This is a genomic window from Pseudomonas sp. RIT357 (assembly GCF_000632245.1).
Classification (GTDB): Bacteria; Pseudomonadota; Gammaproteobacteria; order Pseudomonadales; family Pseudomonadaceae; genus Aquipseudomonas; species Aquipseudomonas sivasensis.
This window is the reverse complement of the sequence record NZ_JFYX01000012.1, coordinates 192,601-212,581: the sequence shown is the minus strand read 5'-3', so window position 1 is coordinate 212,581 and position 19,981 is coordinate 192,601. Positions and strand designations below refer to the sequence as shown.

14 protein-coding genes are annotated in these 19,981 nt (G+C 61.2%); 8 read left to right on the top strand and 6 right to left on the bottom strand.

Annotated elements, in window-relative coordinates:
• The first annotated feature begins 12 nt into the window (after positions 1-12).
• From BW43_RS17095 to BW43_RS17115, 5 genes are all read left to right on the top strand, one after another.
• The gene (locus BW43_RS17095; RefSeq protein WP_032886219.1) at positions 13-906 is read left to right on the top strand and encodes a glycine betaine ABC transporter substrate-binding protein; all 894 of its coding nucleotides are present in this window, start codon (positions 13-15) and stop codon (positions 904-906) included.
• Positions 907-918: 12 nt separating this feature from the next.
• Entirely contained in the window at positions 919-1,572 is a 654-nt protein-coding gene (locus tag BW43_RS17100; RefSeq protein ID WP_027604864.1) for an ABC transporter permease, read from the top strand.
• Positions 1,569-2,726, top strand: coding sequence for a betaine/proline/choline family ABC transporter ATP-binding protein (locus BW43_RS17105; protein WP_032886218.1), 1,158 nt, complete (start codon positions 1,569-1,571; stop codon positions 2,724-2,726). Before BW43_RS17100 ends, BW43_RS17105 begins: the two co-directional genes overlap by 4 nt.
• 231 nt (positions 2,727-2,957) lie before the next feature.
• Positions 2,958-3,305 carry a hypothetical protein gene (locus BW43_RS17110; protein WP_032886217.1) on the top strand — a complete coding sequence of 116 codons (348 nt, stop codon included), beginning with the start codon at positions 2,958-2,960 and terminating at the stop codon, positions 3,303-3,305.
• Positions 3,306-3,724: 419 nt separating this feature from the next.
• Positions 3,725-4,888 carry a type III PLP-dependent enzyme gene (locus BW43_RS17115; RefSeq protein WP_032886216.1) on the top strand — a complete coding sequence of 388 codons (1,164 nt, stop codon included), beginning with the start codon at positions 3,725-3,727 and terminating at the stop codon, positions 4,886-4,888.
• Between the two features lie 49 nt (positions 4,889-4,937).
• Here the strand turns inward: BW43_RS17115 and BW43_RS17120 are convergent, their stop codons facing one another.
• Together BW43_RS17120 and BW43_RS17125 are read right to left on the bottom strand one after the other, a co-directional pair.
• A complete protein-coding gene (locus BW43_RS17120; protein WP_032886215.1) occupies positions 4,938-5,687 on the bottom strand; it encodes a tetratricopeptide repeat protein in 750 nt (249 codons plus the stop codon).
• Positions 5,688-5,689: 2 nt separating this feature from the next.
• A complete protein-coding gene (locus BW43_RS17125; RefSeq protein ID WP_032886214.1) occupies positions 5,690-6,370 on the bottom strand; it encodes a Fe2+-dependent dioxygenase in 681 nt (226 codons plus the stop codon).
• Between the two features lie 205 nt (positions 6,371-6,575).
• On the opposite strand from BW43_RS17125, the gene BW43_RS17130 reads away from it, so the two are divergent.
• On the top strand, positions 6,576-8,879 hold the full coding sequence (locus BW43_RS17130; RefSeq protein ID WP_032886213.1) for a TonB-dependent siderophore receptor: 2,304 nt from the start codon (positions 6,576-6,578) through the stop codon (positions 8,877-8,879).
• A gap of 135 nt (positions 8,880-9,014) precedes the next feature.
• Positions 9,015-11,540 (top strand): sulfite reductase flavoprotein subunit alpha, encoded by a 2,526-nt coding sequence (locus tag BW43_RS17135; protein WP_032886212.1) that lies wholly within the window; start codon positions 9,015-9,017, stop codon positions 11,538-11,540.
• Between the two features lie 56 nt (positions 11,541-11,596).
• Here the strand turns inward: BW43_RS17135 and BW43_RS17140 are convergent, their stop codons facing one another.
• From BW43_RS17140 to ptsP, 4 genes are read right to left on the bottom strand one after another with little or no spacing between them, the layout of a single operon-like run.
• Positions 11,597-13,138, bottom strand: coding sequence for an alkaline phosphatase (locus tag BW43_RS17140; protein ID WP_032886211.1), 1,542 nt, complete (start codon positions 13,136-13,138; stop codon positions 11,597-11,599).
• A 44-nt stretch (positions 13,139-13,182) separates the two neighbouring features.
• The gene (locus tag BW43_RS17145; protein WP_032886210.1) at positions 13,183-14,898 is read right to left on the bottom strand and encodes a PTS fructose-like transporter subunit IIB; all 1,716 of its coding nucleotides are present in this window, start codon (positions 14,896-14,898) and stop codon (positions 13,183-13,185) included.
• An 11-nt stretch (positions 14,899-14,909) separates the two neighbouring features.
• Positions 14,910-15,830 carry a 1-phosphofructokinase gene (gene pfkB / locus BW43_RS17150; RefSeq protein WP_032886209.1) on the bottom strand — a complete coding sequence of 307 codons (921 nt, stop codon included), beginning with the start codon at positions 15,828-15,830 and terminating at the stop codon, positions 14,910-14,912.
• Positions 15,831-18,689, bottom strand: coding sequence for a phosphoenolpyruvate--protein phosphotransferase (gene ptsP, locus BW43_RS17155; RefSeq protein ID WP_032886208.1), 2,859 nt, complete (start codon positions 18,687-18,689; stop codon positions 15,831-15,833).
• 294 nt (positions 18,690-18,983) lie between these two features.
• Between ptsP and cra the strand changes: the two genes are divergently transcribed.
• Positions 18,984-19,979, top strand: a complete 996-nt coding sequence (cra, locus tag BW43_RS17160) for a catabolite repressor/activator (protein ID WP_032886207.1) — start codon at positions 18,984-18,986, stop codon at positions 19,977-19,979.
• Positions 19,980-19,981: the final 2 nt, after the last annotated feature.

The window sequence follows — 19,981 nt, the reverse complement described above, 5'->3', positions numbered from 1 at the left end:
AAAGGAATTCACATGAAAAAACTGACCTTGATATTGAGCTGCGCCCTGCTGTTGGCAGGTATTGCGCAAGCCGCTGAAAAACCGGTGATCCGCATCGGCGCACGGGTGTTCACCGAACAGACCCTGCTGGCCGAAATCACTTCCCAGTACCTGCGCACCAAGGGTTACGACACCCGCGTGACCGGCGGCCTGGGCAGCAACCTGGCGCGCAGTGCCCAGGAAAGCGGGCAACTGGACCTGATCTGGGAATACACCGGCGTGTCGCTAGTGGCCTACAACCACATCGACGAGAAGCTCAACAGCGAACAGTCCTACGCTCGGGTCAAAGAACTCGATGCGAAAAAAGGCCTGGTCTGGCTCTCGCCATCGCGCTTCAGCAACACCTACGCCCTGGCACTGCCAGAGAAAGTGGCTGAAGAGCATCCTGAGATCAACAGCATCAGCGACCTCACCAAAGCCATGGCGCAAGACACCAAGGAACACCGCCTGGTGGCCCTGGACACTGAGTTCGCCAACCGCTCCGACGGCTTGGCCGGCATGGTCAAGCTGTATGACATGAACCTGACCCGCAAGAACACGCGGCAGATGGACGCCGGCCTGGTCTACACAGCCCTGCGTAATGGCCAGGTGTTTGCCGGTTTGGTCTACACCACCGACGGTCGCCTGAACGCCTTCAAGCTCAAGCTGCTGGCGGATGACATGCACTACTTCCCGGACTACACCGCAGCGCCAGTGGTGCGTCAGGAATACCTCGACAAGCACCCGCAACTGGCTGCCGAGCTCAAGCCGCTGGCCACTCTGTTCGACGACGAAACCATGCGCCAGCTGAATGCGCGGGTCGACGTCGACCATGAAAGCCCATCCGCTGTTGCCGCCGATTTCCTGCGCCAACATCCCATCAACTAAGAAGGAGAAGACATGGAATTCCTGAACGCCTTTTCCCATCTTGATTGGGCCCAAGTCCTGCACCTGACCTGGCAGCACATCACCCTGGTCGGCATCGCGGTAATTCTGGCAATTGTCGTGGGTGTGCCCCTGGGCGTGCTGATGACGCGCTTCCCGACCTTGGCTGGCCCGCTGCAAGCCAGCGCCACGGTGCTGCTGACCGTACCGTCCATCGCGCTGTTCGGCCTGCTGCTGCCGTTCTACTCCAAGTTTGGCCAGGGCCTGGGGCCGATGCCGGCGATCACCGCCGTGTTCCTCTACTCCCTGTTGCCGATCATGCGTAACACCTACTTGGCGCTGACCGGCGTCGAACCGGGCATTCGCGAGGCCGCCAAAGGCATCGGCATGACCTTCGGCCAGCGCCTGCGCATGGTCGAACTGCCCATCGCCGTGCCGGTGATCCTCGCCGGTGTGCGCACCGCCGTGGTGATGAACATTGGCGTCATGACCATCGCCGCCACCATCGGCGCCGGTGGCCTGGGTGTACTTATTCTGGCTTCCATCAGCCGCAGCGACATGTCGATGCTGATCGTTGGCGCCGTGCTGGTCAGTCTCCTGGCCATCTTCGCCGACCTGCTTCTGCAATGGCTGCAACGCTCGCTGACTCCAAAAGGACTGCTCAAATGATCGAACTTCAAAACCTGACCAAGACTTTTCAAAGCAACGGCAAAACTGTTTCGGCCGTGAACGACGTAAGCCTGACCGTCAACGAAGGCGAGATTTGCGTATTCCTCGGCCCTTCGGGCTGCGGCAAGAGCACCACGCTGAAAATGATCAACCGCCTGATCAAGCCGACCTCGGGCAAGATCCTGATTAACGGTGAAGACACCACCGACCTCGACGAAGTGACACTGCGTCGCAACATCGGCTATGTGATCCAGCAGATCGGCCTGTTCCCGAACATGACCATCGAGGAAAACATCGTGGTCGTGCCCAAGCTGCTCGGCTGGGACAAGCAAAAATGCCACGACCGCGCCCGCGAGTTGATGAGCATGATCAAGCTGGAGCCTAAGCAGTATCTGCACCGCTACCCGCGTGAACTGTCGGGCGGCCAGCAACAGCGGATCGGCGTGATTCGCGCACTGGCGGCCGATGCGCCGTTGTTGCTGATGGATGAGCCGTTCGGCGCGGTCGACCCGATCAACCGCGAGATGATCCAGAACGAGTTCTTTGAGATGCAACGCGCGCTGAACAAGACCGTAATCATGGTCAGCCACGACATCGACGAAGCCATCAAACTGGGTGACAAGATCGCGATCTTCCGCGCCGGCAAGCTGCTGCAGATCGACCATCCGGATACGCTGCTGGCGCACCCGGCCGATGAGTTCGTCAGCAACTTCGTGGGCCAGGACAGCACCCTCAAGCGCCTGCTGCTGGTGAAGGCCGAAGACGCGGCGGACAACGCCCCGTCGGTGAGCCCTGAAACCCCGGTGGCCGATGCCCTGGAGCTGATGGACGAAACGGACCGCCGCTATGTGGTCGTCACCTGCGCCGAGAACAAAGCGCTGGGTTATGTACGACGTCGCGACCTGCACCGTCAGACCGGCACTTGTGGCCAGTACTTGCGCGAATTCAACGCCACGGCGGCGTATGACGAGCACTTGCGCATCCTGTTGTCGCGTATGTACGAGTTCAACCGTTCGTGGCTGCCGGTGATGGATGCCGAGCGGGTGTTCCTGGGTGAAGTGACCCAGGAGTCGATTGCCGAGTACCTGAGCTCCGGTAAGTCCCGTGGGGGCAAGACCAGTATCGTTTCGCCGGCTGAGACAGCCTTGAGCTGATGCACAGTTAGACCCATTCACGCTGAAACGGCCCATCACTGTTCGAGTTTTCCACAAACCCGGCAGTGCATGAGCCGAGTCAGGACGCGATAAGCCGCGCAAATCTCATTCTAACTAAGCCTTAAAGACTGTCAGAACTCACAGGTTCCAAGGATTCAGGAATAGGTTCCAATGCGCCTCGACACATCGAAACGCTCTTGCACCTAACGTCTTGAACCTACGAGGCTCCCTATGAGTACGAAAGAATCGGCCACTCCAATCTCCGGGGAAAAAACCCGGGCCCCAGCGGAAATGATCATCGGTGGAATCGCTGAACCACAGCGTGTCAAACGAGGCGAAGACTTCAAATTGACGATCGCTGCCCAGCTCGTGGACGAACGCGGCACCGCGATTCCAAACGTCACCACAACCTGGAGTACAAGCACATCAGGGGCCAGCTTCGCATCAGGCCCGGGGCCACTGAACGGTACGCTGACGGTAAGGAATGTACAGAGCACTACAAACGTTTCATTTATCGTTTCCACGGCTCAATACCCGGACATTAAGAAGACCCATAGCTTCACCCTGATTCCGTTCTGACGTTTTGTCGGCTGATTGCCCCACGCTGATAGCCTTCGTGGCGAAGGCACTTACTCCTTCGCCACGAAAGCGCTGAATCCCCTTCAATTGTCCCCTTTTGGGGAACATCAATCCGTCACACCTGTCGGTTACATAAGTAGCTGCACGCCATCGCGCGACGAACGCGTGCAAAAACGCGACATTTTTAGTTGATCTCAAGCCCCTCACGCCCTAAAGTTCGCGCCGAACGTCCATGCTGGAAACGATCCATCCGGCTCAAGTACTGACGACGAGACAGCAAGGCCAAGGGACGCATTTGATCCCATGGCCTTTTTGCTTTCGGCGACATGCCTTGGGAAGTAGGCGAACCAAAGTGGGGATACGGAGGACGTTCATTTGCACCCATTGCTAATTTTAGTTTGCCCTTAGGAGTTCCCAGCATGTCGATCAACGTCGAAGATTATTTCGCGCGCGCCACTTTTGACAAAATGAAGGCGTTCGCCGACAAGCAAGAAACCCCGTTCGTGGTAATCGACACCGCCATGATCAGCCAGGCCTACGATGACCTGCGCGCCGGTTTCGAATTCGCCAAGGTGTATTACGCGGTCAAGGCCAACCCAGCCGTCGAGATCATCGACCTGTTGAAAGACAAGGGTTCGAGCTTCGACATCGCCTCGATCTATGAGCTGGACAAGGTCATGGACCGTGGCGTCAGCGCCGACCGTATCAGCTACGGCAACACCATCAAGAAATCCAAGGACATTCGCTACTTCTACGAGAAGGGCGTGCGCCTGTTCTCCACCGACTCCGAAGCCGACCTGCGCAATATCGCCAAGGCCGCGCCGGGTTCGAAAGTGTATGTGCGCATCCTCACCGAAGGCTCGACCACCGCTGACTGGCCTCTGTCGCGCAAGTTCGGCTGCCAGACCGACATGGCCATGGACCTGCTGATCCTCGCCCGTGACCTGGGCCTGGTGCCGTACGGTATCTCGTTCCACGTAGGCTCCCAGCAGCGCGACATCAGCGTGTGGGACGCGGCAATCGCCAAGGTCAAAGTGATCTTCGAGCGCCTGAAGGAAGAAGACAACATCCACCTCAAGCTGATCAACATGGGCGGCGGCTTCCCGGCCAACTACATCACCCGCACCAACAGCCTGGAAACCTACGCTGAAGAAATCATCCGCTTCCTCAAGGAAGACTTCGGCGACGACCTGCCGGAAATCATCCTGGAGCCAGGCCGTTCGTTGATCGCCAACGCCGGTATCCTGGTCAGCGAAGTGGTGTTGGTTGCACGTAAGTCCCGTACCGCCGTCGAGCGTTGGGTGTACACGGATGTGGGCAAGTTCTCCGGCCTGATCGAAACCATGGACGAAGCCATCAAGTTCCCGATCTGGACCGAGAAGAAAGGCGAGATGGAAGAAGTGGTCATCGCCGGCCCAACCTGTGACAGCGCCGACATCATGTACGAAAACTACAAGTACGGCCTGCCGCTGAACCTGGCCATCGGTGATCGTTTGTACTGGTTGTCGACCGGTGCCTACACCACCAGCTACAGCGCAGTTGAGTTCAATGGCTTTCCGCCGCTGAAGTCGTTCTACGTGTAAGTAGCCGGCCAATAAAAAACCCATGACGTGTCATGGGTTTTTTTATGCCTCAGCAAAGGCTCGTAGCTCGCTCTTGATAGGCCTGCGCCATGGCACGAATCCGCGGATCGCTGGCCGCAGCCAGCGCCTCGTGCGCTACCCGCAAAAACTTCAGGTTCCCGCCGGCCAGTGCTTTCTGCAACCACTCCAAGGCGAGCTCGATCTGGCCTCTGTCGGCCAACACCGCCGCATAACTGAACTGCCCGCGAAAATCCCCGCCTTCGGCTGAGCGGCGGTACCACTCAACGGCTGCATCCAGGTCCTTCGGGCAAAACTGGCCTTCTTCCAGGTAGCGCCCCAGCAGGTTCATCGACTTGGCGTGCCCCTGCTCCGCCGCCTGGCGATAACGCATCAGTGCTTGCTGCTGATCTTCAGCAACACCACGGCCGGTCGCCAGTAAGTTGGCGTAGTTGTACTGCCCCCAATCCAATCCGGCCTGCGCCGCCAAGCGGTACTCCCGCACCGCCGCCGCTTCATCGACGGCACAGCCCCAGCCATGCTCAAGGCAACGCCCGGCCATATTACGGGCCATCAAATGCCCTCTCTGAGCCGCGATGCGGAACCAGCGCAATGCCAGCGCTTCATCGCGTGCAATGCCGCGTCCCTCCAGCAGGATTTGCCCGAGCAAGGCCTGGGCATCCACCACACCTTCCTTCGCTGCGATCAGAATCGCCTGGGCGGCGCGTACCGGTGAGTCGTCGAGCATGCCTTGCAGTTGTTCGACGTTGAGCACCTCTTCGCGGCGCAATAGGAAGCCCATGCTCAGACCTCTACCCAGCGACGCAGCAGGTTGTGATAGGTGCCGGTGAGCTGAATCAGCGCGGGATGATCGGGCACGTCGCGGGTCAGTTGCTGGATCGCGCCGTCCATCTCGAACAGCAACGTGCGCTGGCTGTCTTCGCGCACCAGGCTTTGGGTCCAGAAGAACGAGGCATAGCGCGCGCCACGGGTTACGGCGTTGACTTTGTGAAGGCTGGAGCCGGGGTACAGCACCATGTCGCCGGCGGGCAACTTGACCCGTTGCAGACCGAAAGTGTCCTGGATCTCCAGTTCGCCGCCGTCGTATTCATCCGGGTCGCTGAAAAACAGCGTGGATGAAAGGTCGGTGCGCACCCGCTCGTGACTGCCTTTAGGCTGACGCACGGCGTTGTCGATATGGAAGTCGAAACTGCCACCGGCGGTGTAGCAGTTCAGCAACGGAGGGAACACCTTGTGTGGTAACGCCGCTGACATGAACAGAGGGTTTTGCCACAAACGTTCGAGCATCGCCGCGCCGATTTCCTTGGCCAGCGGGTGGCCTTCGGGCAATTGCAGATTGTGTTTGGCTTTGGCGGACTGATGCCCAGCGGTAATTTTTCCGTCGGCCCAATCGGCACTTTCCAGGGCTTGGCGGATGCGCTGCACTTCCTCGCGAGAGAACAGGCCGGGAATGTGCAGCAGCATGGGGCAATACCTGTAGGCAGAGAGGCGCCAATGGTATTGATTCTTATCCGCTCTGTAAAACGCCATGACGGACGAGTCCGTAAAAACCGTAAGCAAAAAGTGTAAAGAATGTAAATTCAGCGCAATTAGCAATGTATCGCAATTGATATGAATACTTGTTCACCCTATATTCCGCGGCCTCACATCCTTGGGGAAAGGACACGTCATGTCGCGCACTACGCTAAAAACAACTGCCAGTTCACCGCGTTTGCTGGCCTCGGCCATCGGCGTCGCCCTCGGTGCCAGTTCTGTCGCCCATATGGCGCAAGCGGCCGAAGACACAGAACAAAAAGGCCAGCGCAACAGCATCTCCCTGGGCGCCACCAGCATTACCGGGGAAGAACAGGACGCCACCTCCTACCAGGTCGAGAAAGCCTCTTCGCAGAAATACACTGCGCCTCTGGTGGACACGCCACGTTCCGTCACCGTCGTGCCGCAACAAATACTCAAGGACACCGCCGCTACCTCGTTGCAGGATGCCTTGCGCACCGTACCGGGCATTACCTTCGGCGCCGGCGAAGGCGGCAACCCTCAAGGTGACCGTCCATTCATCCGCGGCTTCGATGCCCAGGGTGACACCTACCTGGACGGTGTTCGCGACACCGGCGGCCAGAGCCGTGAGATTTTCGACATCGAGTCCATTGAAGTCAGCAAAGGCCCGAACTCCTCTTTCGGCGGTCGTGGCTCGGCCGGTGGCAGCCTCAATCTGGTGAGCAAAACCCCGCAAGCCCGGGACTTCACCAACGGCGGTTTCACCTACGGTTCCGACCAGACCCGTCGCTACGTGCTCGATGTAAACCGCCAGTTCCTCGACGACAGCGCCGCGTTCCGCCTGAACCTGATGACCCATGAGCAGAACGTGGCCGGCCGTGACGCCGTGAATTACGACCGTTGGGGCGTGGCCCCGTCGCTGACCTTTGGCCTGGGCACCCCGACCCGCGTCAACCTCAGCTACTACCACATGGAAAGCAACGACCTGCCGGATTCGGGCATTCCCTACGGCTATAGCTCGTCGACCGCCACTACCCACGGCCATGACAAGCCCACCGACGGCGGCGACAGCAATAACTTCTACGGTCTCAAGGATCGTGACTTCCGAAAGACCCGCGCCGACATCAGCACAATCTCCATTGAGCACGACCTGAACGACGACATGACGCTGAAAAACACCCTGCGCCATGGCAGCACCGACCAGGACTACGTCCTTACCCAGCCCGACGACAGCCAGCGCAACGTCAACCGTTTCGGTACCGTTTGGCGCCGCGCCAACACCCGCGTGTCGACCACCACGACCACCACCAACCAGACCGACCTGTTCGGCAACTTCCAGGCCCTGGGCTTCAAGCACAGTTACTCCACCGGTCTGGAATTCACTGGCGAAGAAACCCGCGTCAGCGGTTACACCGTCAGCCCGAACACCAACCCGACCTGTACCGTGGCCGCCGGCAGCCTGGGCGGTCAGTGCACCTCGCTGAGCAACCCGAACCCGGATGACGCCTGGACCGGCAGCATCGCGCGCAACTACAACGGCACCAACACCAAGGCCACCAGCCGCGCCGCCTACGTGTTCGACACCATTGAGCTGGACCCGAAATGGTTGCTGAACGTCGGCCTGCGCTACGACACCTTCGACACTGAAGCCAACACCAATGCCGTCCCCTCCTCGACGGTCAAAGCACGCAGCAAGGTCAAGGACGACAGCCAGTTCTTCAACTGGCAGGCCGGCCTGGTCTGGAAGCCGTTGGACAACGGCAGCATCTACACCTCCTACGCCACTTCGGCATCGCCGGCCGGCGGCCTGGTGGGTGAAGGCGTCGACAACAACGCGATCCCGACCGGTATCAACACCAGCGACCTGAAACCCGAAGAAACCGTCAACTACGAGCTGGGCACCAAGTGGGACCTGTTCCACAACCGTCTGTCCCTGGCTGCAGCGGTGTTCCGCACCGAGAAGAAAAACACCCGCATCCTGGTGGATTCCAACACATACGAAACCGCGGGCGAGTCGCGAGTCGATGGCCTGGAACTGTCGGCCAGCGGCAAGATCACCGATCAATGGCAAGTGTTCGCCGGCTACAGCTACCTGAAAGCCGAACTGGTTGACCCAGGCAAAAACGGTAACCGCCAGGGCGTGGTCCAGGCCGGTTCCAACAAAGGCAACCAAATGCCCAACACCCCGAAGAACGCCTTCAGCCTGTGGACCACGTACGACGTAACGCCGAAGCTGACCGTCGGCGGTGGCGCGTTCTACGTCGACCAGGTTTATGGCGATGCGGCCAACACCGTGTACGTGCCGTCCTACACTCGCTACGACGCCATGGCCAGCTACAAGCTGACCAAAAACGTCGACCTGCAGTTGAATGTGCAAAACCTCACGGACAAGACTTATTACGACAAGGCCTACGCCTCGCACTTCGCCAACCAGGCGGCTGGGCGCACGGCGCTGGTGTCCACCAGCTTCCACTTCTAAACACCGCTCCACATAGCAAAAAGCCCCACGCACCGGATGCGTGGGGCTTTTGCGTGTTAAACAGAATGTTTCTCGACAAGCCACGGCATAATGCGCGCCGTGCCCTACATACCCAGACAGACGAGGCGGTCAGACGTGTTGAAGAAAACCCTGTTCCAGTTGCACTGGTTCTTCGGCATTACTGCCGGACTGGTGCTGGCCTTGATGGGGATCACCGGGGCTGCGGTCTCGTTCCAGGATGAACTACTGCGGGCTCTCAACCCCCACGTACTGAGCGTAGAAAAACGCGAAGCCGGCGTGCTTCCGCCTGCCGAACTGGTGCGCAAACTGGAAGCCACCGAAGGCAAGACCGTGTCCATGCTGTTCGTGGAAAGCGAAAGTGGCAACGCCGCGCGCGTGTTCTTTACCCCACCGCCGGGTGAGCGACGTGGCCAACTGCGCTACTTCGATCCCTACACCGGCGACTACATGGGCGATGCGGTCGGCCAGGACTTCTTCGGTTTTATCCTGCAACTGCACCGCTTTCTCGCCATGGGTGAAACCGGGCGAAATATCACGGGCGCCTGCACGCTGATCCTGGTGTTTTTCTGCCTGTCCGGCCTGTACCTGCGCTGGCCGCGCCAGGTGGCAAACTGGCGCGTGTGGCTGACCTTGGACTGGCGAAAAAAAGGCCGCAGTTTCAACTGGGACCTGCACTCGGTATTCGGCACCTGGTGTCTGCTGGCTTACTTGCTCGCGGCGCTCACCGGGTTGTCCTGGTCCTACGACTGGTACAGCCAAGGCCTGAACAAACTGCTGTCCGATGCGCCGCAAACCGAGCGGATGCGCAAGCGCGGCCCGCCGCCGGAAGGCCCGGCACCGGTCGCCAACTATGACGCGATGTGGAGCAGCATCTACAGCCAGGCCGGCCCGGGTTTGAATGCCTATAACATCCGCATGCCCGCCGTTGCAGGGCAACCGGCGACCGTCTACTACCTGTTGAAAGACTCGCCCCATGACCGCGCCCTCAACCAGATCAACCTGGACCCGGCCACCGGCGAGGTCAAATCCCATGACCAGTACGCCAGCAAAAGCTTCAAGGCGCAGTTGCTGACCAGCATCTATGCGCTGCACACCGGCAGTTACTTCGGCCTGGCCGGGCGAATCATCCTTACCGTCAGCTCATTGCTGATGCCGCTGTTCTTCATCACTGGCTGGTTGCTGTACCTGGACCGTCGCCGCAAAAAACGCCAGGTGCGCGACGCCCGCAACGGCCTCAGCGCCAACCACAGCGACGCTCCGGCCTGGCTGATCGGCTTTGCCAGCCAGAGCGGGTTTGCCGAGCAACTGGCCTGGCAGACCGCCGGACAATTGCAGGCAGCTGGCCTGCCAGTGAAAGTGCAGTCCTTGGGCAGTGTGAGCCAGGACGATCTGCGCCAATCAGAAAATGCGCTGTTCGTGGTCAGCACCTTCGGCGACGGCGAAGCCCCGGACAACGCCCGTGGTTTTGAACGCTCAGTGCTCGGCCAGGACCTGTCCCTCAAGGGCCTGAATTACTCGGTGCTGGCCCTGGGTGATCGTCAGTACGAACACTTCTGCGGCTTTGCCCGGCGCCTGCATTTCTGGCTGACCAACCAGGGCGGCAACCCGCTGTTCGCCCCGGTGGAAGTGGACAGCGGCGACACGGCCGCGCTGCTGCATTGGCAACAAGAGCTCGGACAGTTAACCGGTCATGCACCGGCCGCTGCATGGCCGACGGCCCAGTACGAACACTGGACACTCACCCAACGCAGCCTGCTCAACCGCAACAGCACGGGCTCGGACGTTTACCTGCTCGGCCTCACCCCGCCTTCGCCACAAAGCTGGCAAGCCGGCGATTTGGTAGAAGTGCTGCCCCGCAACTGCCCATGGGCCATTGAGCACTTCCTGAGTGGGCTTGGCCTGACCGGCACCGATGGCGTGTTGATCGACGGTTTGGCCACTCCACTCGCTCAAGCCCTGGCCACGCGCCAACTGCCGGGAAACCGTGCGCATCTGGTGGGCATGCATGCCCAGGCGCTGGTGAACGCATTGGCGCCCTTGGGCATGCGCGAATACTCCATCGCCTCGATTGCCAGCGACGGCGTGCTGGAGTTGATCGTGCGCCAGGAACGCCACCCCGACGGCAGCCTGGGCCTGGGTTCCGGCTGGCTCACCGAACACGCAGCCCTCGGCACGGGCATCAGCCTGCGCCTGCGGCGTAACAGTGGCTTCCACCTGCCGGACGTCCCAGTGCCGCTGATCCTGCTGGGCAATGGCACCGGTCTGGCGGGCTTGCGCAGCTTGCTCAAGGCGCGGATTGCCGATGGCCAGCAGCGCAACTGGCTGCTGTTCGGCGAACGCAATATCGCCCACGACTACCTGTGCCAGGACGAACTGCAAGGCTGGCTGGCCAGCGGTGATTTGGCGTTGCTGGACCTGGCATTCTCCCGCGATCAGGAAGAGAAGATTTACGTGCAGGACCGCCTGCGCGAATCGGCCGATGTGCTGCGCAAATGGCTGGCCGATGGCGCAGCGATTTATGTGTGCGGAAGTTTGCAGGGGATGGCGGCCGGGGTGGATCAGGCGCTGGTCGACATACTGGGAAGTGAAGCGGTGGAGCGCTTGATCGAACAAGGTCGCTACCGCCGCGACGTCTATTGATGTGATCCAATGTGGGAGGGGGCAAGCCTCCTCCCTCATTTAGAGTGCATTTCAAGTCAGACCGGTTGCAGTTTTTGCTGGAATACCGAGACCCCATCCAGGTCGCGCAAAGTCACAGTCAACTCCGCTGTCTGCCCATCAATCTGCACTTCGCCAAAAAACTGAAACCCGGCAAACGGCGAGGTGTTCTGCGCGGGTGGGGCCTTCTCGAACACCACCTCAGGGCCAAAGGTTTTATCCAAGGGGTTCGGGCCGAAGCTGCCCGCATTCAAAGGCCCGGCAACAAACTCCCAGAACGGCTCAAAATCCTGAAACGCCGCCCGATCCGGGTGATAGTGATGCGCCGCGCAGTAGTGCACATCCGCCGTCAGCCACACATGATTACGTACCTTCTGCGCGCGCAGAAATGCCAACAGTTCGGCGATTTCCAGCTCGCGCCCTTGCGCCGGGCCGGGGTCACCATTGGCAATCGCCTCCCAGCGCGGCACGCCGGGGCTCACTTCACCGTCGGGCACACCCAGGCCAATGGGCATGTCGGCGGCGATCACTTTCCATTGCGCCGTCGAAGCCTTGAGTTCGCGCTTGAGCCAGTCCAGCTGTTCGCGGCCAAGGAAGGGTTTTTCACCGCCCAGATTGTCATCGTTGCCGCCGCGATAGCTGCGCATATCCAGCACAAACACATCCAGCAGCGGCCCGTAGCTTAGCTTGCGATAAATCCGCCCGCCGCCATCGGCGCCCTGCAAACGCATTGGCGCATATTCCAACCAGGCCTGGCGCGCACGGCCGACCAGGGTGTTGATGTCCTTGGTCTGGTAACGCTCATCGAGTTGCTTGCTGGGCGACCAGTTGTTCACAACCTCGTGGTCGTCCCACTGCCAGATCTGCGGCACTTCAGCATTGAAGCGGCGTACGTTTTCATCCAGCAGGTTATAGCGGTAGTTGCCGCGGTATTCGTCGAGGGTTTCAGCAACTTTGCTCTTGGCCTCGGTGGTGATATTGCGCCAGATGCGTCCGCCTTCGGTGGGCAGTTGCGCCGGCACCGGGCCGTCGGCGTAGATGGTGTCGCCGCTGTGGATAAAGAAGTCCGGCAGGCGCAGGCGCATGGCTTCGTAGATGCGCATGCCGCCGATGTCCGGGTTGATGCCGAAGCCTTGGCCGACGGTGTCGCCACTCCACACAAACCGGATGTCGCGACGCTGTTGCGGCACGCTGCGCAGGTGGCCGAACCACGGCTCGCTGGCGACACCGGTTTGGGCATCTTCGAAGTGCACACGGTAGAAAATCGCCTGGTCGGCGGGCAGCCCGGTGAGTTCGACGCGAGCGGTGAAGTCGCTGCGGTTGTCGGCCAAAGGCGAGATGAATCGGCGTGGGTTGCTGAACACGCTACGGGTGTCCCACTCCACCACCATCCTCGCCGGGCGGTCGCTGCGGCTCCAGATCAGGGCGCGGTCGCCCAGTAGGTCGCCGGACTGTACGCCGTCGGTGAGTTGCGGCCGGTCCTTCACCGAAGCAATCACCGCCGGCGCCAGACCCGGCAGCAAAAGGCCGGCGCCGACGACTTGCATCACACGGCGCCGGCCCAGATCGAAATGGCTCATGCAGGTGCCCTCTTGAGTATCAAAAGGGCCACTTAAGCACGCGCTTATGACACCGGTGCGACAGCCAGTTCCACCGTTTCAGGACGTTTGATCACGGCATAGACCAAACCGGTCAACAGGCTACCCGCGACAATCGCCAACAGGTAAAAGAGCGCGTGGTTGATTGCACCCGGGATCACCAGCACAAACAGCCCACCATGGGGCGCGGCGAGTTTGCAGCCGAAATACATCGACAAAGCGCCAGTCAACGCGCCACCGGCGATGCTGGCCGGGATCACCCGCAGCGGGTCTTTAGCCGCAAACGGGATCGCGCCTTCAGAGATAAAGCACAGGCCAAGGATCATCGCGGCCTTGCCGGCTTCGCGCTCGGTCTGGGCAAATTTACGACGCGCCAGGAACGTTGCGATGCCCATGCCAATCGGCGGCACCATGCCCGCGGCCATGGTCGCGGCCATCGGCGCACCACTGGACGCTGCCAGCAAACCCACCGAAAACGCATAGGCTGCCTTGTTGATCGGCCCGCCCAGATCCACGCACATCATGCCGCCCAGCAGGATGCCCAACAGCACCGCATTGGTGGTGCCCATGGTGCTGAGGAAATCCGTGAGACTGGTCAGCATGCGCGCCACAGGCGGGCCCACCAGATAGATCATCGCCAGGCCGGTAATCAGGCTCGCCAGCAACGGGATGATCAGGATCGGCTTGAGCGCCTCCATGCTTTGCGGTAATTGCACAGCACGGGTGATCAACTTGACGCAGTAACCCGCCAGGAAACCGGCAAGGATGCCGCCGATAAACCCCGCCCCCAACGTGCCGGCCAACAGGCCGCCGATCATACCCGGTGCGATACCCGGACGGTCGGCAATCGAGTACGCGATATAACCCGCCAACAGCGGCACCATCAGCGTAAAGGCGCTGTTGCCGACGGTTTTCAACGCGGCCGCCAAAGTACCTTCCTGCTCGAACGCGTGAATGCCAAAGGCAAACGACAAAGCGATCAACAAGCCGCCCGCCACCACCATCGGCAACATGAACGACACCCCGGTGAGCAGGTGTTTGTACACGCCGGTTTTTTCTTTCTTGGCCACGGCAGCGTTGCCCGCGTTTTCCACCGCGCCTTCGGCCAAGGCCTTGTTGAGGGTCGCTTCGGATTGCTTGAGCGCAATACCGGTGCCGCAGCGGTAGATCTTCTTGCCGGCGAAGCGCTCGGTGGCGACTTCAATATCCGCCGCGAGCAACACCACGTCCGCGTTGGCGATAGCCTCCGGGCTCAGCGGCGTGCGTGCGCCGACCGAGCCTTGGGTCTCGACCTGCAAGTCATAGCCCAGGCGCTTGGCCGTCTGCTGCAAGGCTTCGGCGGCCATGAAGGTATGGGCCACGCCAGTGGGGCAAGCGGTAACCGCGACGATACGCGGTACCTGCTTCGACGCCGCTGGCGCTTGGCTGGCGACATGCACCAGTGCTTCTTCAGCGCCCCGGCGCAATACCGCTTCAACATCCGCCAGCGCTTGGGCCGGCGTGCTCTGAAACACGCGCTTGCCAACAAAGCGCTGCATATCCACCGGGGTGCTGCTGACCAGCAACACCCACTCGGCAGCGTCGATGGTCGCCTGGGACAGCGCGCGTTCCGGGTGCTGCACATCCACCACTTCAACGCTGGTGCTCCAACCCTGGCGTTGCGCGGCAGCGTCCAACAAGCGGGCACACAGCACACTGGTGACCATGCCGTTCGGGCAGGCAGTAACAATGGCTAACTTCATCACAAACCCTCTTATTGTTCTGTCAGCGGGCGTACGAGGACGCCGCTTTCGAGGTGCGCCAACTGCGCGTCATCGCTGATGCCAAAACCGATCTGCGTCACCGCCATCGCAGCAATCGCAGTGGCGCGGCGCAGGGTGTGCTCGGGGGCTTCGCCGCTGAGCAGACCGTGGAGCATGCCGGCCAGCAGCGAGTCGCCGGCGCCTACGGTGCTGGCCACCGCGACCTTGGGCGGCGTCGCATGCAGTGTGGCGCCCGAGCTGTACCAGCTCACGCCTGCGGCACCGTCGGAGACCACCACATGCTCCACACCTTGTTGATGCAGTTGGCTGATGGCATCCGCAGCGTTATCCAGAGCGTCGGCGAGTTCCTCAGTATTGGGTTTGACCAACCACGGGCCCGCCTGCAAACCGGCGCGCAACGCTTCGCCGCTGGTGTCCAGCGCGACTTTCAAACCGAGGTGTTTCAACTGCACCAACACCCCATGCAACCACTGCGGGGTGACGCCGCGAGGCAAGCTGCCGGCGACCACCACCGCGTCATGCCCGGGGGCAATTCGCGTGAGTTGATCGAGCAACGCCTGTTGCGCCTGCTCACTGACCAGCGGACCTGGCGCGTTGATGTCGGTGACCCGGCCGTCCTGCTCGGCAATCTTGATATTGCTGCGGGTTTCGCCGGGGACGCGGATAAACGCGTCGGCAAAACCACGGCGTGCGATCAGGGCCTCAAAAGCTTGAGGATTGTCCTCCCCCAGAAAGCCGCCCACGGTCACCTGATGCCCAAGATCTGCCAACACTTGCGCCACATTCACACCCTTGCCGGCGGCATGGGTGAGCACGGTGTCGCTGCGGTTGACTTCACCGGGTTCCAGGCGCGGCAGGCGCACCGTAAGGTCCAACGCCGGGTTCAGCGTCAGGCTTAGAATCCTTGCCATTTACACGGCCTCCACAAGGGCACGCACTTCAGCAGGAGAACCCACCGCCAGTGCTTTTTGCGCCAGGCCCTGGGCCTCGCTCAGACTGAATTCACGCACCCGCGCCTTGACTTCAGGAATGCTGCGGGCGGACACACTCAACTCATCCACACCCAAGCCGACCAGCACCGGCACCGCCAGCGGGTCTGCCGCCAGCTCGCCGCATACGCCGACCCATTTGCCATGGGCATGGGCCGCACGCACGGTGATATCGATCAGTTGCAGTACCGCGGGGTGCAGGCCATCGGCCTGGGCCGACAAGGTCGGGTGGCCACGGTCGATGGCCAGGGTGTACTGGGTCAAGTCGTTGGTGCCAACGCTGAAGAAGTCGACCTCTTTGGCCAGCACCGGCGCCAACAACGCAGCGGATGGCACTTCGATCATGATGCCCAGTTGCAGGTCGGCCACCGGGATTTCCAGACGCAGGCGCTCGGTCATGTCCCGGGCTGCGCGCCATTCATCCACGCTGCCGACCATGGGAAACATGATGCGAAGGGGACGGTTATCCGCCGAGCGCAACAGCGCGCGCAATTGCGCCTCCATGATCTGCGGGCGTTGCAGCGTTAGGCGAATGCCACGCACACCGAGGAAGGGGTTTTCTTCCTCGGCAATCGGCCAGTAAGGCAACGGTTTATCGCCGCCCACATCAAGGGTGCGCACCACCAGCGGGCGCCCGTCGAGGCCGTCGAGAACGCGGCGGTATTCGGCTTCCTGGGTGGCTTCGTCCGGGGCTTGCGGGTGGGCCATGAAGATCAGTTCGGTGCGCAACAGGCCAATGCCTTCGGCGCCCTGCTCGACCGCTTTGGCAACACCTGCGCTCTCGCCAATATTGGCAAACACTTCCACGGCGTGGCCGTCACGGGTGACAGCTGGCTCGTGACGCTGGGCCGAGGCGGCTTGCAAGCGTTGTTCGCGGGTGTCGCGCTCGACGGTAGCGCGTTGCAGGGTGGCGGCGTCGGCGTCCACGTGCAGGCGACCGCGCTGGCCATCCAGCAACAGCGGCGTGCCGGAGGCCAGCAGCAACACGGCCGGACCGGCGCCGACCAGCGCGGGGATACCAAGGGCACGGGCGACGATAGCGCTGTGGGCCGTAGCGCCACCACGGGCAGTGAGGATGCCGGCAACGCGAGCCGGGTCCAGACGGGCAACGTCTGAAGGGCCGACTTCGTCCATCACCAGGATGTAGGGCTCGGTAGGCTCTTGGGCGGTTTCGACACCGCACAGTTGGGCCAGCACCCGCCGACCAATGTCACGCAGATCGGCGGCGCGTTCAGCGAGAAGAGCATCCTGCAACGACTCCTGCTGCTTGGCGGCGGCTTCGATCACGCTCATCCAGGCGGCTTCGGCGCTTTCGCCTTGCTTGAGACGGGTGTCGACTTCATCGGTGAGTTCCGGGTCGTCGAGCATTTCCTGGTGGGTGATAAAAATCTCGCGAATCGCCTTGGATTGGCTGCGCTCGATCAGGCCATGGATATCGCGGCGTACCTCAGCGAGTGCATCTTGCAGGCGCTGGCGCTCAATGGCCGAGGACTCACCGCGCAGCGGGTAATCGAACACTTGCTGGATCTGCACATGCGCAGGGCCGATGGCAATGCCGGGCGCAGCGGCGATGGCCTGGACCTGGCTGCCGGCCAGCGGTGCGCTGAGCGTGGGTTCGGCCTCAACGATGGCAGGCTGGGCGCTCGCGGTCGGCAATGGCTCGACCTCTTCACCCAGGCCCTCTTCTACTGCCGCCAATAGCGCGGGCAGCGCATCACCAGCAATGGTCGGCTCGGCGACAAACTCCAGCACCTGGCCGCGACGGGCGCCCAGGCTGAGCAACTTGCTCAGGCTCTTCACCGACACGGCGCCCACGGGGCCATCGACGATGCGCACACGGATGTCGCCTTCAAAACTTTTTGCCAATTGCGCGAGGATCTTCGCCGGCCGCGCGTGCAGGCCATGGGCGTTGGCCAGGGTGATGCGGGCACTCGGCCAGTCCGGCGGCAGTTCACCGCCCAGCACTTCGAGTACCGCACGGCTGCTGGTGGCGCGACCCAATTCCTGGCCTCGGCCTTCGATCAACAGCGCGCACAGGCGTTCAAGCAACGCCTGATGGGCTTCGCCCAGGCTGGCCAGGCAGAACAGGCCATTGAGCGGCTGACCGAGATAGCGCATGGGTTTGTCGGGCGTGACGAACGCCAGACCAGGGCGCTTGACCGTCTGCTCGCTGTGCAACCACCACAAGCCATCGCCCAGGGGCAACGCATCGACCTGCTGCAACACAGCGGCGAAACCATTGCTCACACAATCGGCCTGGCGCAACAGGCGTGCGCCTCTCCAGACAAGCTCTTCGAAGTCATCGGCGGACACGCCCAGGCTGATCATCTGCGCGTCCAGCGCCAGCTCCTGCGGGGCGCCTTGCAGCAGTTTCAGCAACGCTTCAGCGCTGCCAGCACGGCGCAAGGCCTGGCCCAGATCGGTTTCACCGAGGGCGCGGGTGAGCAGTTGCAGCAGGCGCAGGTGTTCATCGGACTTGGCGGCAATGCCGATGGCCAGGTAGACAATCTGACCGTCGCCCCAGTCCACCCCTTCGGGGAACTGCAACAGGCGCACGCCGGTGGAAAACACTTGGTCGCGGGTTTCGGGAGTGCCGTGGGGGATGGCAATACCCTGGCCGAGAAAGGTCGAGCCTTGGGCTTCACGGGCTTGCAAGCCGCTGAGGTATCCCTCGGCGACCAGGCCATCAGCCACCAGTTTGTCAGCGAGCAGGTGCAAGGCAGCAGATTTATCCGTAGCCACTTGGCCCATGGATATCTGCTCTACAGTGAGCTCAAGCATGCCGTTCTCCTAGTTAGTGCAATGGGTGCACTAGGTATTGTTTTGAATAAAACAGTGTAGAGGCGTTCGGTAATAACTGACTGAGTAGTCAATTGGCAGTAGGCACTCAGTAGCGAACGTCGTAAAAATACGCTGGCTGAAACGTTTAATCTAGAATTTAAGGCAGATTACGCGTTAATTGTGCATCCTTGAAGGACCACTCGGCACTTGAGCTGGAACATGGGTCGTAGGCTGGAATCGGTTACGATTGGAAAAAATGTCGGGGCAAGCTCCAAAAAACAAGGAAATCCCGGTTTGAAACTCAGTGATATCGCGCGTCTAGCCGGTGTGTCCGTGACCACCGCCAGCTACGTCATCAATGGCAAGGCCGAACAGCAACGCATCAGCAACGCCACCGTTGAGCGAGTGCGTGCCGTGGTCGAAGCCCATGGTTTTACGCCCAACCCCCAAGCCGCCGGGCTGCGAAGTCGGCACACGCGCACCTTGGGCTTTATTCTGCCCGACTTGGAAAACCCCAGTTACGCACGAATCGCCAAGCTATTGGAACAAGGCGCCCGCGCGCGCGGCTATCAGTTGCTGATCGCCAGTTCCGACGATGAGGCGGACAGCGAGCGCCAACTGCTGCAACTGTTCCGCGCGCGGCGTTGTGATGCGTTGTTCGTGGCCAGTTGCCTGCCCGCCAGCGATAACAGCTACCGCGAGCTACAAGCCAAAGGCTTACCGGTGATCGCTATCGACCGGGTGATGGAACCAGACCAGTTCTGCTCAGTCGTCAGCGACGACCGCCAGGCGTGCCTGCAACTGACCAGCAGCCTGCTGCAACCACTGCCCAAACAGATCGTGCTGATCGGCGCACGACCTGAGCTGAACATCAGCCAGGAGCGCGCCGATGGTTTTCGTGAAGCGCTGCAAGGCTTCACAGGCGAGGTGATCGTCGAACACGGCGAATCCTTCAGCCGTGATTGCGGCAGACAGTTGATGGAGCAACTTCTGCAACGACTGGGGCATTTGCCTGACGCACTGGTGACCACGTCCTACGTGCTCTTGCAGGGTGTGTTTGACGCGCTGCATGACTTCCCACTCAAGTCGCGCCCGCTGCGCTTGGGCACCTTTGGTGACACCCAGCTGCTGGATTTTCTGCCGCTGCCGGTCAACGCCATGGCCCAGCAACATCAACTGATTGCCGACGCTGCCTTGCGCCTGGCCTTGGCCGCGATTGAAGAAGAACAGTACCAACCGGGCGTGCATGCGATCGGCCGGACCTTCAAACAGCGGATCCACGAGGCCTGAGC